This is a genomic window from Fictibacillus sp. 7GRE50 (assembly GCF_015903875.1).
Taxonomy (GTDB): Bacteria; Bacillota; Bacilli; order Bacillales; family Fictibacillaceae; genus Fictibacillus; species Fictibacillus phosphorivorans.
This window is the reverse complement of sequence record NZ_JACZDW010000007.1, coordinates 17,241-31,619: the sequence shown is the minus strand read 5'-3', so window position 1 is coordinate 31,619 and position 14,379 is coordinate 17,241. Positions and strand designations below refer to the sequence as shown.

Here is a 14,379-nt window from a genome sequence, read left to right as displayed (position 1 = left end):
TTTTTCTTTGCGTTGATCCAAAGACACTCAAGAATAGATCTCCATCAGCTTCGGTTATACGAAAAAAACGAATCAAATCAGATTCGGGATAAGACCTGCTTTAATACCATGCTCCATGATGAGAGTGAAATATTTATGAGGGCGTGTTTCAAGTTTAGGCTTATTATGCTCAATAAATGTTTTAGCTTTCTCTTTTGTAACAATCAAAGAAGTACTTCTTTTAATCTCTCTATCCTTTGTCGTGTCATACATATATCGTAGAAATCGTTTATCTGAGGCAAAACTTTTAGAAACAATAACCGCACTTAGAAGATCATAGGAAATCTCTTTTGCGATTACGGAATTAGCCAGATTTCTGGAAGCAATTACATCGTTGGCTGTAAATGCAATAATTTCCGTTGCGGGTTCATTTGTATTTCCCCCTTGTTGTGAAGCATATTCTTGATTAGAGATAAGGTAAGTAACATTGAGCATATTATCTTTACCTTTATCAAGCCCAATGGCTACAACAAATGCTTTCTTATCAATTTCAACTTGATCCCAACAACCGGTTAGCGTCAGGATTAAGGATAAAGACAAAATTATTGAAAATAAACGATTCATTATCTTTTTAAATCTCCTTTCCATTTTGATACGAACAAAAGGAGAATAGGAAAAAGAATAAATAAGGGGGTCAAAAATTGCAGAAATGTTTGTCGAATGATAAAGAATGAAAACGTTGGAGTTTCTGGAATTAGGCCTATAAAGACAAAGACGATGGCTATAGATGGAATCAAGTATGAAAATTCCTTAATGTTAAAGATTTCTCCGAATAATTGGGCATTTAAAAATAAATAAAAGGAGAACCGTATGAACGTTGCAATTAGCCAAAACGGAAAGAAAAATGTCTCGATGTTTGGTAAAAAACCTAGGTTAATATAACGGATGGTTTCATGAAAGGGATAATTCAACATCAATACAGGCTCATAATCAAACAGCACAATAAATGCTAGCATGGCAACTGATATCTCAATCACAAGAACAACTAAAGAGATGTAAATACCATTCTTAAACCCATTCTTACCGGCTATATAAGGGGCGATCAACCCTAAAAAAAGAAAATCTGCAAATATAGATGTATAGGAAGTACTGGATTTTACGATTTCCCACTCTCCTGGTCCGAAAAAAGGGTGAATGAAATCCAAATTCCCCTGAGAAAAAGTAAGGATTAAAGCAAATATTAAAGAAACCTTGATACCAAAAAAAACAATCCAAGCAAATGAACCAATTTGTTCTAGTCCTTTTTTTGCTCCATATGCACATGTACACATGAGTACAATATAGACAATGAATGGAGGAGTTTTTGTAAAATACATTGTTCCAATTATATCCGTATAGATGGATGAATCGATGATAATCGCTGTGGAACAATGACCCAAAAAACAAAGAGAATAGTTAATCCTATTTTTTTACCGAATACTAAAGTGGTAACTTGAGTTAGGTTTTTACCATTAAACTTATCAAATACATGCAATAAACAATAAACCGGTATTAGGGCGATTACTGCAATTTCAAGCACAGACATCCAGGCGGCGTTTCCAAATTTTTCGTATAAAATGGACGGTGTGTCATCCGCCATCTTAGTTCCTATAGTAAGGAGGATAATAGCGATAAATTCCCGAATACCAATCTTATTCTGAATTCTTTCCATGATTCTTCCCTCCTTTTACTGAATCATAAATTTTAAGATAACCCGGCCGAAACTTTTCATTTCGTAACAGTCTCCGAAAGACTGTATCTTTTGATGAAAGATACGCCGGTGTCATTGGTGATAAATAAGGAACTCCGAAAGACCTTAAAGAGATTAAATAAAAAAGTACAAAAGTTAACATGGCTGTGACGCCATAAAAACCCATTAAGGATGCAGCAAGAAGAAAAATAAATCTCGATAATCTTACTGCAAAATTTAAACTAATTTCCCCAATTGCGAACGAACACAAACCACCGAGGGCTACAACAATGACGACCATAGGACTTACTATATTTGCCTGAACAGCAGCTTGTCCTAGTATTAGCGCACCTACAATTCCTATTGTTGGCCCTATAGGTGTGGGTACTCGAAGACCTGCTTCCCTAATAAGCTCAAATGCAATCTCCATGATAAAAATCTCTATAACAGCTGGGAATGCTACTATTTCCCTCGTTGAGGAAATAGCCAATAGGAGGTCAGGGGGAAGCATCTCCGCATGATAGTTGGTAATAGCGATATAAACAGCTGATATAAATAGAGTAATGAATAAGGCAAGTAAACGAAGTGTCCTTGTAAAATTACAAAGGAAACATCGATTTTGGACGGTCTTCAATCTCCTGCTCTAACAAAGATAAATTTTGAATGGAGTCAATGTCCATAGAATCTAACTTTTTCTTTATCTTGAGCAACATCTCTTTATTAGCAAGATCGTGAATATAGAGAATATACACTTCATTATTTGATCGTTTTGAAGTATTATTGCTCTCAACAATTAAATTCTGATTTTTAATTCTTTTTCTTATTAAGGAAATGTTGGTACTAATATTCTCAGTGAACGCTTCTTTTGGCCCCTTAATGACCACTTCATTTTCTGCCTTATCTATTCCTCTACCTTGAAAATGATTAATCTCTATTGAATAGGCAATGATTTCTCAATTTATTAATAGAACAGCATTCCCGTTCCTTATACTCGCTACTATTTCGTTCATTGAATTAACTGTATGTAGAGAAGAAGCATATATAATATCTGCAACATTTAATTCTTGATCCTTTATTTGAAGTAGGGGACCAATAATATTCTCTTCAAGTTTGGCTTGATCTATAATGGTACGAATATAGACTAGACAACAATGTATCTTTTTAATTCCTACGTGAAACTCTCGGACAGTCACATCGCTATTTAAAGGTATTTTATAGATGCTTTTTATTTGATTAAGTGTAACTGTAAGATCTTTATTTATGATAAGTGGCTCTTCCTCTAATTGAGTTTTAATTTGCACCTTTTTAAAGAAACGCATAACAGCAACTTCGTTTGTTTTTCTAAGTTTTCCACATATTCTCATGAATTATGTAACTAATACTTAAGAACATCTCTTTCATCGAAAAGTTCTGCTGCAGATGCGACTTTGAGATTTTCAACCGGCATTTGAATCCTCAACTGGTAATCAATTTCCATATTTGAATACAATTTTTCTAGGATGGATATTAATAATAAATGAGTATGTTTAACGTTATGGTACAAGGAGAGGATAACCATTATTCATTTATTAAAATTAAGCATAAAAATGAATATAGTTTCATCCATTTTTATTGGGTTTATTAGTGGTTTAAAATTAATGAGTCTTTTACCGCATTTAAATGAAACGGGAAACCAATTATGGAGTAATATGCTTTTTATGTTTGGATATGCCACTCTTATGCTCATTTATGGGGACAAACTGCTATTATTTATGGAAAAATTTATAAATAAAAAAAGTTAACTGATGTACATATAAATTAATAATTGTTATAAAACAAATAAAAAAACGAAAGAAGATATCTTTCGTTTTCTTATCATTACGATCATAATTTTAATTAGGATGTAACAGATATATTTCCACATTGTGGGATCATTAAGCATTAGTTCGATATTATACGATAATCCTTATGTCTAACAACAAGTTTAACTTCTTCATTATTATTAATTGAAGTGAAGTTAGTTGTATCAACTACAACTGTATTCTGTAATACAGATACAACTTTCCCCTTTCTTTCATTAAAAAGTATGATATCACCAATATTCGCTTTAATCATTTTGAACCCCTCCAACTAAAAGTCTAACTTATTTAATTCACCCTACTTATATAAGAAATCCCTTCGGACAACATTAAACAACAATAAAAGAAATTGAATACTTCTATCTTTGTTTTTTATTCTTTTGATATCATGCAACAATAAGTAATTCTCAACAAATGTCCATAAAACTAATTAATAATCTTGAATGGTTTATAATGATTTAACAACTCACCAATCATTCCTTCTTCTTGATTCTTCAATGATGCACAGTGACCTATAACTTCTGTTACATATCCATCTTCAATGAATGGCTCACAAAAAACGAATAAAAAAACCTCTGTTGCTGATTGAGGAAAAAAATAGAAGAAAACTTCATTACCCTTAAATGCCATATCATATGCCTTTTTCATTTCTTCTGAAGACAGTTTATTGTCGGAAATTGAACTTCCAACTACATCATCCTCATCAAGGTTCATAACTTCTAAGAGCTTCCTATTTGCGTATGTGACTATACAGTCGTCATTAATTTTTCGTACTCTAAATTTCATTTCACCAAACTCAGTTTTGTAAGAGTGTAGCATTTCTTTATATAAGTTTGTACGTTGTTTTCGTTTTATTTTATTAACTTCATTCATACTTAATATATCCTCCAGATATTCTTCAATTGTTATTTTTACTATGTCCATTACAATAAAATATAGCTACTTTAATTAATAAGACTTGTGTATTTTTAATATCCCAAATAAATACCTATAACTTAGTCAATAAATAATCCATTCTCATTCTATACATTCATTTATCTTTTCTGAATAGTAGGAATAGTTCGATTAAGCACCTGTCAGGCTCTAGAATAAGTATTCAGCGAGTTTGTTACCTCTATTAAATTTTAGATCTTAAATTATCATTTAAGATAACTATAAAAACTTTATACCCTAAACAAAATTCCATTAATCTTATAGACCATAAACAGACCAATATGCTCTCATTATAGTCATACTGTTAAACGATAGCCTTAGCCCTAAATTTCACGAACTTCAATACGAATATTTCATTTATTTTAAATTTTTAAACATAATGATAAATTAGTTATAAAAGAAATTTTAATTATTGGTTGCATGTGTAACTATTAAAGGAGAGATCAACGTAAGATGAAGAGTGGGGATAAAGTTTCTTACAAAGGTAAAATCTACATAGTCATTCACATCTATGAATCTGGTTACTTGGAGATTAAGCAATTTAATAAGGTGGAATTAGTGCAGGTTACAGAGATAGAACAGGTTAAAGCTCCAGATTCCTTAAAGATAGATTCCTTAGTGTATAGAAGAAAAAATTAATGAAGGTTTATTTAGAGGGTAATTTGTGGTCTATGATTATAACGTATTAAAAAGGTTAAACGTTTTCATTAGTGCTTAAAGATACTTAGAATTAATATGCATATGTAATTTTCCGCTGTTACCTTCGGAGAGCATTCTAATGCTGAGTTCCGTTTAATGTTAATCATACAATTAAAAACTACACTTTATTTGTGTAGAGCTTTTACCTAGTTTGCATATGTTTTATAACGAAAACTAACTTTTAAGTACCTTAGTGATAAGTTGTATTTGAATTATAATATCTTCTTTTATAGGAGGATTGGTACACAACATACATTCCTTTTGAAGACGATCAAGTTCTCTTTGAAAAAGGAAACTTTCAAAATCAGTTAACATAGTGTCTCCCCTTACATTGGTTCATCGTTTACTTATACCCATATTTATGTAAAAGTAAACGATTGGGATCACTACATACCTACTGGAGTTATGGATACTTATCTGTTAAATGATAAAAAAGAAATAATCCTATGAACTTACCCTCCGATTTAATTTAAATATTTTTCTTTTTTTTGACAAATTAGGCATTGCTATTCGCACTGCTTGTCTACTAAAAGCATATATTAAAATACCAGCTTTCATAAGCCGGTAAATGATTTTTAGGGGGATTAACTATGGGATATAGATCAACTTGTTGCGGTTGTTACCGCAGAAATGAAAATCGATGTGAATCTTCTTCAAACTATATATATTTAAGATGCAGAAAGATTAGGAGAAACTATTCCGGTTGTCGTTGTTGTCGCCGTGAATGTCGCTAAATCTAAAACAATAAGCTTTTGTTAATCCAAGGTGGGGGTGCTTTGATATGAGTTTTATTAGTTTATTAAATGGTCTATTAGCAAACAAAAAAAGACAAAAAAGTAAAAAGAACAAAAAAAGAGTTGGCTCCAACTCTAAACATTAATAAAGTAAACGTTATACCAAAGCGACTGGACATTAATTGTCTGGTCGCTTTGGTTTTAGACTTCTTAGTATCCTTAATAAATATTATCTTTTCCATTTTTTTAATAATAAGTAAATTAGTTATGTATCAAATGGCTAAACTCTATTGATACATTTTGGAACTCTTGCTGTCATTTTTGGTAGTAAAAACCAGGTGACACAATTGTTGTTACTAAACTAGATCGGTTCGCTCGAAGCTCGAAGGATGCTATAACTACCATTGAGTTACTCAATGACAAGGATGTATCACTAATTGTACTCAATATGGGTGGAGACAGAATTGATACTTCCACTGCAATTGGAAAGCTAATGAATTGCAGAATTTGAAGCCGATATGATAAGAGAAAGACAACTTGAAGGAATTGCATTAGCGAAGGAAAGAAAAGTATATAAAGGAAAGTCCAAAAAGTATACGGATAGGCATAGAGGATTACAATACGCCCTAGAGTTATTCTTTAACCGTGACACCAATAAAATGACAGTCAAGGACATAGAGTCTATCACTAACATCAGTAGGGATACTTTATATAGAGCTGCTAAAGATAGAGAAAAGGTAAACGAAATATCCGGTTAATAATTGCTTTTATAAAAACTACGTTCGTTATTACTTCGATTTTCTTCGTGAATTCCTGTTGCTGCAGCTGACATTCTGAAGTTAAAATTCGAACAATACATAATTATAGTTACTGAAAAGGATGATATTAATGAAAAGTACAGGTATAGTAAGAAAGATTGATGCCTTAGGCAGAATAGTAATTCCAGTTGAATTAAGACGAATGTTAGATATTGAGATTAAAGATCCAATAGAACTATTCACAGATGACAACGGTAAAATTATTTTAAAAAAATATACAGCCGAACAAGCGTGTGTCATTACAGGGATAGTTTCTCCAAGCAATAAAGCATATGGTCATAATAAAATTATTTTAAGTCGAGAAGGTGCTAGATTGTTAATGAATGAATTAGAGGAAACACAATTCGTGAAACCATAAAGTAACATTTTCAAAAAACAAATAGAAAAGCGACTGGATATTTTTAATTGTCTTGTCGCTTTTGTTTTCCAATATTTCTTATGATTCTTAAAAGAATTAAAGCTATAAAAATGACCCCTACAAATGTAAGAATACTGCTCACTATAGTATCCACGTCAAAATGGCCAATAGGTAAAAAATCGTTACATGCACCCAAGAAGGTAAATTCTTGACCATCTGGCATAAGCATAGTGTAGGTCGAGAAGATTATATAATCATTTGCATGAGTTAATGAATCAGCCCAAGCTTCAGCTGCGAAATAAGTAATACCTTTTTCAATAATATTATCGCTTTGTTCAATACCTTTTTCTTCTACCCAACTTACAAAATCAGCTTTACTTGGGTTTGTAATCGCCATGATAATGAGTAGCCCTATAAAAATGATTAACCGTTTCACTTATCTACTCCTTCTACTTAACTGAACTTTTAAATTGATATTTCCACTACCTCTCATTCTCTTTATTTTTTCTACTTACTTTCTTAATCTCTCTATCGACATGTTTAATGATCTCAACGTTCGGCACTTGGCTTTTTTCCTTATTTTTAAAACGATTGATTCGTTCGTCTTCGCGCTCAATCAACTGTTCCGCAAAAGATAAAAACCCCTTAACATCCTGGTTGGCAAGAATGTTAATATAGTTTACTTTATCCTTTGCTTCAATGATTAATGGCGGAATTCCGTGCTGAAGCAAAGAGTAGTTCATAATTAAACGTCCCGTACGTCCATTTCCGTCTGAAAAGGGATGAATGCGCTCAAACTGAATGTGAAAATCACCTACGATTTTAATTATGTCTTTTTTACTTTTTGCCTCTCCCAGCTGCCAATTCAAATTTCCTACCCATTGATCCATTAACTGTGGTGTTTCGCTAGCTGAAGCTGTTAAAAAGTCAGCCCCTCTAATTGCATTATCTGAGGATTTGAATCTCCCTCTATCATGTTGCAACTTATTTGTAAGTAACTCGTGAATGTCTTTTACTGTATTTACTGTTAATGGTTGATCTGTCTGAATCTGATGGATAATATACTCAAACGCTTCTCGATGATTATCAACTTCATAAAATTCACGTAAATTAACTTGGCTCGGAACCGTATTATACAAAAGGATGGAAACCGTATCCGCAAGACTAATTGTATTTCCTTCTATTGCAGTTGAATGGTGCGCCAACCTTACTAAAACATCTTCTAAATATTCTTGTGGCAAAGCTTCTTTTTTCATGCCGAATCTCCTTTCTTAATTCCACTCTTCTTTTTTAAAAAAATTTACTGATTCTCATTCTTAAGCCTTATAAGAAGTTGGTTCAGTGCATCTCTAAAGACTGCTGCCTTAGTTACACCTTTTGTGTTCGTACGAATGACATATTGTTCAAGCTTCTCAAAAGCAGAGATATCCATAGACACCTTTAGATCTTCATTATAGGTTGGCCTAATTCTTAAAATCTCCCCGGACACTTGAGGGCCCTCATATTCTTCCATTATAAAATCTTCAATAAAAAAACTTCGCTCTTTTTTAGGAATATATTTATCTAATTCTTTAACGGTTCCTAGCTCCACTTTAAATGTGTTTCTTTTCATAACTCTAGAAGGAAAAGGGCTAATAGTATAACGTTGGATAAGTATATTTATTACATCCCTAAGAACAACAGATTTGTTTATGTTTATGCCTATCATCTGGGCTTTTTGTACAATTGCTTCTAACCTTTTAATACTTTCTGAATTAAAATGGAAAGGATAAATTTCATTTTCACCTTCCAAGTAAATTGGTAATTTTTTTATATCTGAAGGTAATTGATATTCCTTCAACAGATAATTTCTAATGGTTCTGGACCTCGCTGTTTCAGGTACTAAAGCATTAAAACGATCAATCATACCTTTGTCAAAGTTGAAACTTAACTTTTTCAACGCTTAATCCTCATTTCTTATAACAATATTTTTATAACACAAAGGCATTATTTTCTTTTTAAAAAGACCTGGAGAGTAGAGCTCCAGGTGAAGAAATAGCCAATATAAGAAAAAAAGTTCTTACAAAATAATCATACTGTAGTCAAACTCAAAAAGCCAAGAGTTTTCAAAAAAAGAACGACAGGAAATCTATTTTAGATTCCCTATCTTCCTGTAATTATTTCTAAGGTAGTCTACGCTCTTTATGGTAGAGCAATAGTCGTTCTGTGGTGAAATCAAAAATGAGTCCCTGATAATTCTCTTGTATAACGGTTAGTGAAAAGCTCTCCTTAAACTCTTGTTCTATTTTGGGTACTATTATCGAAATAAAATCTTGTACATTTGTGACTTCAATTTCTTTTTGTAGGATTAGTTGGCCGGCACTGTAGCAAATGTCTTTTTCCATTTCAAAAGAATCATCAAATACGTTCATAATCCTCATCCTTTACAAGGGAAAACCTCACCTGGCTTTCCCTCTTATTTTTATAATTCAAATCACTTCAAATTCGTATATTCCACTCGCTGGGATGAACTCAAGGTTTCCGTCTATTGTATGAAGCTCGATCAGTTCATCACCATCAGGATCTAAAAAGATCTGATCAACACGCCCCTCATATACGTATTCATCTGAATAATTAATCCGATAACTTTTACTGGTTTTAATTGTCCCATTAAACGTAAATGATGTATTACTTTGATAATCAACATGGTGTCGTTCAATCGTTAAACTATCCATACTTAGTCTCCTAAACTTTTTTTCTTATTGTTAGCTATTTATTCTCTCTATTCTACTGAGTTCCAAAGTACCTCTTGAAAATCGACCGGAAATCTCAATCCATTCTCTTCTTTAATGACAAACCACTCGCTGTGAACAGCGATTAACACACCACCATACGATTCATGTGATGTTCGTACAAATAAAGTAGTACCAATTGATAGATTACTGATAATACTCTTTTGACTCTCATAAATAGCACCTCCTTTCTTTAATTTAATTATAGCACATATGGATTAAAAATAATACATTTTAGTCCTTAAATGTTATAATTTTATTCCTGTACAAATAAGTTGGTTTCAACATTTTGAATAATATTCGAGGTCGTACCTATAATTTATTAACAACTCACTAAAAGATTATTGGTGTTTCCCAATCTCAAAATTGTTGAAAAAAGCAATAAAATGAAGAATTATTTCTGTATCTGATTAATAATGATTAATTTATAATTTAAACATTAGGTTCTTAGGAGGAGATCAAATGTCCTTTAAAAAGGTAAAGAGCAACTTAACTATCATAGTCACTAGTGCTATTTTAGCAATTGTCTTTCCTATAACACTTTTTGCTGAAGAAAATTCAATTGAACCAGAGACGATTGGAACCTACACAATAGTCACAGAGGAAGAAGAAGCACAAATAGAAGTAACAAATGAAGTGAATAACTCTTTTGACAAAACTTATATTGGGGAACCTGAAATTACTCTTCCTAGCTCTGAACAATTATCAAAGTCTGGGGGACCAGCCGAAATCCCTCCTTATTATGAGGCCCCAGCATATCCTGATGGAACTACTTCAATAAGTAATTATGCTTATAGTAATGGGACATTAATCAAACAAGATACCGAAGAGGGTGTATTAAACAACATATGGAGTAAGGGTATGTATGTAGCCGGATATATCTTTAAAACAGTAGGCGGACTTGTTATTGATGCTGCGGATGCTGCACTTACAACTATTGATAAAAGTCGTGGTTCAACTGTCTACACATATAAGTCATACCGTTATATTGGAAAAGAGGTTAGAGTATATGATCACCCAAGTTGGATAAAATGGTACGAAGCTAAATCACGTCAAAACTTCGCGCACAGCTTATCAACCTGGGTTAATACTGCTGGCTATACGAAAACAAAGTCTATTGATTACGATTACGACAATGGTTTTAGCCCCGTAAAAACAGAGTTTTCTACTAATTATAATAACAGTAGTGTTTTAAAGAATCGCGCTTGGACGAATTGGTATAAAGATTATAGATACTATAAATATCCTGAGTACGGGTATTAATTGATGCGAAACTTCCTTACATTAATCACCAGTATATGTATCCTACTATCTTTATCTAGCTGTTCTAACGAAAAATCTAATACTCCCGAATCTAAAGAACAAAGCACCACAAAACTTTCTGACGAACAGATACAAAGCATACTTGAAGACGAAGTAAAAGAGATTGAATCTTTAAACCAAAGTGAATTTTTATCTTCGTCTGAGGTTTTTAGAACGAATATAGATAGTTTTATAGAACCTGAAGGAAAAGTTACATTTGATGTTACAATTGACAAACCCAAAGAATACATGGAACAAGTCATTATTACCGCGGTATTGAATAAGCAAGCCAACGAATCTTTAAAAGCTCCTTTTCTTAATTTTTCTAACCTGATTAGTGTATATAAATCAGGAGAAACAGAGTTCTCAAAAAACTTCACGATTGGGCCTAACATCAAGGAAACCAAGGGAATATCCATGGGTAAAACTTTTATTCTTAATGAAGGGTATGACCTTGAAGATGTTTTAGCAGCCAGTCCAGAGTTACTTATTAAGGTCAGTTGGCTTACTGAAAAAAAAGAAAAGAAAAAAGAATACCTTCGAATCACGCGAGATCAAATTAATATTAGAAATTAAAAGAGAGACATATCTTAGGAAGGTGTCCCCTTCGAGATATGTCTCTCTTTCTTCAAAGGTAAGCCAATATGATTTATTGTATCATCAGCTTATCTGAATAATAAGTATAAGGACCAGTCAATTTCTTATTTCTATTAAACTGCATATTGAATACCTCATACTTTTGACCATTTAAAAAGATTAACAATCAAATAACTCCGGAGATTAACCGGAGTTATTAAGTAACATACAATACTCAAGCACAAAGAGTATTTACGAATACTTTACCTAATTTCTCCTGCGGTTTTAAGGCCAAAACATCATGCTTTCATTTCTTCATTTCTCTGCTGGCGGATCGCCATTGGTTTATGCTTATCCTTTTTCATATAGTCTACGTATTTTGCCAAATATCCTTCAGTGATTCGATGCGGAACATACCCCAACCGCTGACGAATAATGTTTTCCAGAACAAACATTTTACGTGTGATCTTTTCGTATTCCGTTCCACTATATGCTTCAGACTCTTTAAACTCATCCGTATTACCTTGCTTGCGTGCCTTATAAAAGGTGTTCAGATAACGATATAACGCTGTTCTTTCAGCTCGTGCATATTTCAATAAACTAAGCAACTCGAAGGTCGATAGCGTCATTAATTCCGGCGTTGTCCTCTCAAGATGGACTTCTAGCGCAAAATCTCTTACACGAACTGAAATTCTTTCATGATTGCGTTGCACAAGCGTCTCTGGAACGTTCATTACACAAAAATTACAATAGTATTCCCCCAGCTGCTGCATCAGTTCGCTACCACAATAAGGACAAGTAATCACACTTTGATTTTTCATATCAACTTTACTCCCTTCAATGATTAAGCACCAATTTTTGACTCGGTGCTTATGACTAATGCCATTGAAATTTGCCTGTTTCTAAACGTTCTAACTAAATTACACCATTTAGGCACTATTTTAACAATCTATTAGGATACTCCTCACTTTCTCTTCGTAATTTAATTCCCACTGGCCATACCTGGAATTAAATAACAGTAACTTGAATTTATTTTATATAAGGTCATCTTCCTTGATTGAGAGGAAGATGACCGATCCTTTGTGCTTGTGATGTTATAGGTTACTGCTTTTACTCGCCTTCAGGTTCTTCTTCTCCTAGAATGTAATCCGCGGCTTTTTGGGCTTGTGCAGCTGCTTGAACCACAAGACGACTGTCTTCTTTCAACGACCTTAGCCATGAATGGATATAGCTGGCGCTATTACTAATGGTGTCGTTGTCAATACCCGCAACACCACAAAGCATTGCAGCCCCCATTTCCGCCACTAATTCTTCCTTGGAATATACTTCATCCCCAAATGCTACATCTTGAGTGGTCACTCCTGAACGAGCTAGCCGGTTTTTATGCCCTGTGCTGTGCACCATTTCATGAAACAAGGTACTGTAGAATTCTTCGACTTTTGGAAAATCCTTTAATGGCGGGCAATTAACTTTATCTAGCGTTGGATAGTAAACGGCTTTTCCTGAATAGAATGTATAATCAGGAGCGTTGATATAGCCTTTATAAATTTCTTCAGCTTTCTCCATTGGATCATGGTCGAATGACATTTCTTTTCGTTTACTTTCCAACCCCTCCACCTGGGAATTGACCTCAAATACTCGGTAGTACCGAAGGTAAGGTATCTTTTCGACTTTTCCACTTTCGTCATCTTCTTTCTCTAACCACTTCCAGAAGACCACGATGTGCGACTTCTCGCCTTTTCTTACCTTTCCACCAGCTTCTTGAATTTGCTTATATGTCGCATATTCTCCGGATTCTAGAAGAAAAACATTGATCCCCCTATACGCCTTTTGCGTTTTCCAATTGACCGCCCCCCCGTTAATCCAAGGCTTGCGCCAAGGGACAACTCCTTTTTCTAGCTCTTCCATGACCTTCTCTGTAACGATTTCATACACGCTTTTTTTCATTTCGCTTTTCCTCCTTTTGATTTTTGCCTTCCGAAGCGAAAGCTTTCCCCAAAGGGAAGGATTTTGCCCCTTTGACAGGAGAAACGAACAATGAGCATAGAGAAGGAGTCAAGGGAGCTCTTAGCGGAAAAGTTTTTTATGTTGCAAAGCGTGGTTCATAAAAAAGTTTTGTGCCCCTTGACTTGTTGTCTATCCGACTTAGCTTCCAGCAGGTTGAGGGCAAAGCCTAGGAGGCTCGACCTGCTGAAAGGTTAGCTCGGATTGTGTGATTGTACGATTCGGAAGGCAAAGGGCAAATTCTTATTCAATAGCAGCCGTAGGGCTGCTTTCCGCTTTAGGTTTCATTCTTTTAAGGTTTTCGGCTCGTGCGGTACGGCCAGAATGGCAAATGGATCAGGAACCTACAGATTGTAGGCGAAGGGCCGTACAAGCTGTGGTTATCGAGCCATTTAGTGCCGTCAGCGACACGTTACAGCCTGTTAAAAAGCGTTCTTTGCTTTTTTACAGGTTGTCGTGCAGCCGCCCAAGAAAAGGTTTTAAATCGTTCAAAAGCCTTTTCTCAAGAAAAAAATTCCGCCTAAAGGCGAAGTCAGTCATGACAACAAACCTTTTTGCTTCAAGCAAAAAAAAAGAGAAGGGTTCATCCTTCTCTCTGATCACCAGTTTATAAGTCATTAAAAACCTGAAGTCATCTA

19 protein-coding genes and 1 pseudogene are annotated in these 14,379 nt (G+C 33.9%); 6 read left to right on the top strand and 14 right to left on the bottom strand.

The annotated features are described in order from the left end of the window. Positions 1 to 72: 72 nt before the first annotated feature. The 7 genes and pseudogenes from IHV12_RS22790 to IHV12_RS20105 all read right to left on the bottom strand — a co-directional run bounded on the left by IHV12_RS22790 (position 73) and on the right by IHV12_RS20105 (position 4,419). Entirely contained in the window at positions 73 to 603 is a 531-nt protein-coding gene (locus tag IHV12_RS22790; RefSeq protein WP_231620819.1) for a hypothetical protein, read from the bottom strand. Further along, a complete protein-coding gene (locus IHV12_RS20135; protein ID WP_197192065.1) occupies positions 603 to 1,418 on the bottom strand; it encodes a GerAB/ArcD/ProY family transporter in 816 nt (271 codons plus the stop codon). The genes IHV12_RS22790 and IHV12_RS20135 overlap by 1 nt, the downstream gene beginning before the upstream one ends. Beyond that, positions 1,364 to 1,690 (bottom strand): GerAB/ArcD/ProY family transporter, encoded by a 327-nt coding sequence (locus IHV12_RS23120; protein WP_197192064.1) that lies wholly within the window; start codon positions 1,688 to 1,690, stop codon positions 1,364 to 1,366. The genes IHV12_RS20135 and IHV12_RS23120 overlap by 55 nt, the downstream gene beginning before the upstream one ends. Further along, the gene (locus tag IHV12_RS20125; RefSeq protein WP_197192063.1) at positions 1,671 to 2,342 is read right to left on the bottom strand and encodes a spore germination protein; all 672 of its coding nucleotides are present in this window, start codon (positions 2,340 to 2,342) and stop codon (positions 1,671 to 1,673) included. The genes IHV12_RS23120 and IHV12_RS20125 overlap by 20 nt, the downstream gene beginning before the upstream one ends. Next, positions 2,308 to 3,027, bottom strand: a pseudogene (locus tag IHV12_RS22785) (spore germination protein). Before IHV12_RS22785 ends, IHV12_RS20125 begins: the two are co-directional and overlap by 35 nt. Before the next feature lie 601 nt (positions 3,028 to 3,628). Beyond that, positions 3,629 to 3,802, bottom strand: a complete 174-nt coding sequence (locus IHV12_RS20110; protein WP_197192061.1) for a DUF2187 family protein — start codon at positions 3,800 to 3,802, stop codon at positions 3,629 to 3,631. 170 nt (positions 3,803 to 3,972) lie between these two features. Next, a complete protein-coding gene (locus tag IHV12_RS20105; RefSeq protein ID WP_197192060.1) occupies positions 3,973 to 4,419 on the bottom strand; it encodes a hypothetical protein in 447 nt (148 codons plus the stop codon). A gap of 513 nt (positions 4,420 to 4,932) precedes the next feature. Between IHV12_RS20105 and IHV12_RS20100 the strand changes: the two genes are divergently transcribed. The 4 genes from IHV12_RS20100 (at position 4,933) to IHV12_RS20090 (ending at position 7,088) form a co-directional block, all read left to right on the top strand. Continuing rightward, positions 4,933 to 5,118: a hypothetical protein gene (locus IHV12_RS20100; RefSeq protein WP_197192059.1), complete on the top strand. Its 186-nt coding sequence runs from the start codon at positions 4,933 to 4,935 to the stop codon at positions 5,116 to 5,118. A 1,140-nt stretch (positions 5,119 to 6,258) separates the two neighbouring features. Then, positions 6,259 to 6,423: a recombinase family protein gene (locus IHV12_RS22780; protein WP_370568854.1), complete on the top strand. Its 165-nt coding sequence runs from the start codon at positions 6,259 to 6,261 to the stop codon at positions 6,421 to 6,423. A 7-nt stretch (positions 6,424 to 6,430) separates the two neighbouring features. Next, positions 6,431 to 6,670 (top strand): hypothetical protein, encoded by a 240-nt coding sequence (locus IHV12_RS22775; RefSeq protein WP_231620818.1) that lies wholly within the window; start codon positions 6,431 to 6,433, stop codon positions 6,668 to 6,670. Positions 6,671 to 6,800: 130 nt separating this feature from the next. Beyond that, positions 6,801 to 7,088, top strand: a complete 288-nt coding sequence (locus tag IHV12_RS20090) for an AbrB/MazE/SpoVT family DNA-binding domain-containing protein (RefSeq protein ID WP_197192058.1) — start codon at positions 6,801 to 6,803, stop codon at positions 7,086 to 7,088. Between the two features lie 43 nt (positions 7,089 to 7,131). On the opposite strand, the gene IHV12_RS20085 is transcribed toward IHV12_RS20090, so the two are convergent. The 5 genes from IHV12_RS20085 to IHV12_RS20065 form a co-directional block, all read right to left on the bottom strand. Next, the gene (locus IHV12_RS20085; protein WP_197192057.1) at positions 7,132 to 7,524 is read right to left on the bottom strand and encodes a hypothetical protein; all 393 of its coding nucleotides are present in this window, start codon (positions 7,522 to 7,524) and stop codon (positions 7,132 to 7,134) included. Between the two features lie 46 nt (positions 7,525 to 7,570). Next, positions 7,571 to 8,344, bottom strand: a complete 774-nt coding sequence (locus tag IHV12_RS20080; protein ID WP_197192056.1) for a Fic family protein — start codon at positions 8,342 to 8,344, stop codon at positions 7,571 to 7,573. A 44-nt stretch (positions 8,345 to 8,388) separates the two neighbouring features. Continuing rightward, a complete protein-coding gene (locus IHV12_RS20075; protein WP_197192055.1) occupies positions 8,389 to 9,027 on the bottom strand; it encodes a hypothetical protein in 639 nt (212 codons plus the stop codon). Between the two features lie 223 nt (positions 9,028 to 9,250). Then, positions 9,251 to 9,499, bottom strand: coding sequence for a hypothetical protein (locus tag IHV12_RS20070; RefSeq protein ID WP_163103569.1), 249 nt, complete (start codon positions 9,497 to 9,499; stop codon positions 9,251 to 9,253). Between the two features lie 57 nt (positions 9,500 to 9,556). Then, positions 9,557 to 9,802: a hypothetical protein gene (locus IHV12_RS20065; RefSeq protein ID WP_163103570.1), complete on the bottom strand. Its 246-nt coding sequence runs from the start codon at positions 9,800 to 9,802 to the stop codon at positions 9,557 to 9,559. Between the two features lie 519 nt (positions 9,803 to 10,321). Here IHV12_RS20065 and IHV12_RS20060 point away from each other — a divergent pair. After that, positions 10,322 to 11,122: a hypothetical protein gene (locus IHV12_RS20060; RefSeq protein WP_197192054.1), complete on the top strand. Its 801-nt coding sequence runs from the start codon at positions 10,322 to 10,324 to the stop codon at positions 11,120 to 11,122. Positions 11,123 to 11,125: 3 nt separating this feature from the next. Beyond that, the gene (locus IHV12_RS20055) at positions 11,126 to 11,737 is read left to right on the top strand and encodes a hypothetical protein (protein ID WP_197192053.1); all 612 of its coding nucleotides are present in this window, start codon (positions 11,126 to 11,128) and stop codon (positions 11,735 to 11,737) included. A gap of 299 nt (positions 11,738 to 12,036) precedes the next feature. Here the strand turns inward: IHV12_RS20055 and IHV12_RS20050 are convergent, their stop codons facing one another. Both IHV12_RS20050 and IHV12_RS20045 read right to left on the bottom strand, forming a co-directional pair. Continuing rightward, a complete protein-coding gene (locus tag IHV12_RS20050; protein WP_197192052.1) occupies positions 12,037 to 12,558 on the bottom strand; it encodes a hypothetical protein in 522 nt (173 codons plus the stop codon). A gap of 289 nt (positions 12,559 to 12,847) precedes the next feature. Then, positions 12,848 to 13,684, bottom strand: coding sequence for an ArdC family protein (locus IHV12_RS20045; RefSeq protein ID WP_197192051.1), 837 nt, complete (start codon positions 13,682 to 13,684; stop codon positions 12,848 to 12,850). Positions 13,685 to 14,379 lie beyond the last annotated feature (695 nt).

Excerpts from the sequence above, each read along its gene's own strand:
- IHV12_RS22790 (WP_231620819.1), bottom strand. The coding sequence starts at position 603 with ATGAATCGTTTATTTTCAATAATTTTGTCTTTATCCTTAATCCTGACG.
- IHV12_RS23120 (WP_197192064.1), bottom strand. The coding sequence starts at position 1,690 with ATGGAAAGAATTCAGAATAAGATTGGTATTCGGGAATTTATCGCTATT.
- IHV12_RS20110 (WP_197192061.1), bottom strand. The coding sequence starts at position 3,802 with ATGATTAAAGCGAATATTGGTGATATCATACTTTTTAATGAAAGAAAG.
- IHV12_RS20105 (WP_197192060.1), bottom strand. The coding sequence starts at position 4,419 with ATGAATGAAGTTAATAAAATAAAACGAAAACAACGTACAAACTTATAT.
- IHV12_RS20100 (WP_197192059.1), top strand. The coding sequence starts at position 4,933 with ATGAAGAGTGGGGATAAAGTTTCTTACAAAGGTAAAATCTACATAGTC.
- IHV12_RS22775 (WP_231620818.1), top strand. The coding sequence starts at position 6,431 with ATGATAAGAGAAAGACAACTTGAAGGAATTGCATTAGCGAAGGAAAGA.
- IHV12_RS20090 (WP_197192058.1), top strand. The coding sequence starts at position 6,801 with ATGAAAAGTACAGGTATAGTAAGAAAGATTGATGCCTTAGGCAGAATA.
- IHV12_RS20080 (WP_197192056.1), bottom strand. The coding sequence starts at position 8,344 with ATGAAAAAAGAAGCTTTGCCACAAGAATATTTAGAAGATGTTTTAGTA.
- IHV12_RS20070 (WP_163103569.1), bottom strand. The coding sequence starts at position 9,499 with ATGAACGTATTTGATGATTCTTTTGAAATGGAAAAAGACATTTGCTAC.
- IHV12_RS20065 (WP_163103570.1), bottom strand. The coding sequence starts at position 9,802 with ATGGATAGTTTAACGATTGAACGACACCATGTTGATTATCAAAGTAAT.
- IHV12_RS20060 (WP_197192054.1), top strand. The coding sequence starts at position 10,322 with ATGTCCTTTAAAAAGGTAAAGAGCAACTTAACTATCATAGTCACTAGT.
- IHV12_RS20055 (WP_197192053.1), top strand. The coding sequence starts at position 11,126 with ATGCGAAACTTCCTTACATTAATCACCAGTATATGTATCCTACTATCT.
- IHV12_RS20050 (WP_197192052.1), bottom strand. The coding sequence starts at position 12,558 with ATGAAAAATCAAAGTGTGATTACTTGTCCTTATTGTGGTAGCGAACTG.
- IHV12_RS20045 (WP_197192051.1), bottom strand. The coding sequence starts at position 13,684 with ATGAAAAAAAGCGTGTATGAAATCGTTACAGAGAAGGTCATGGAAGAG.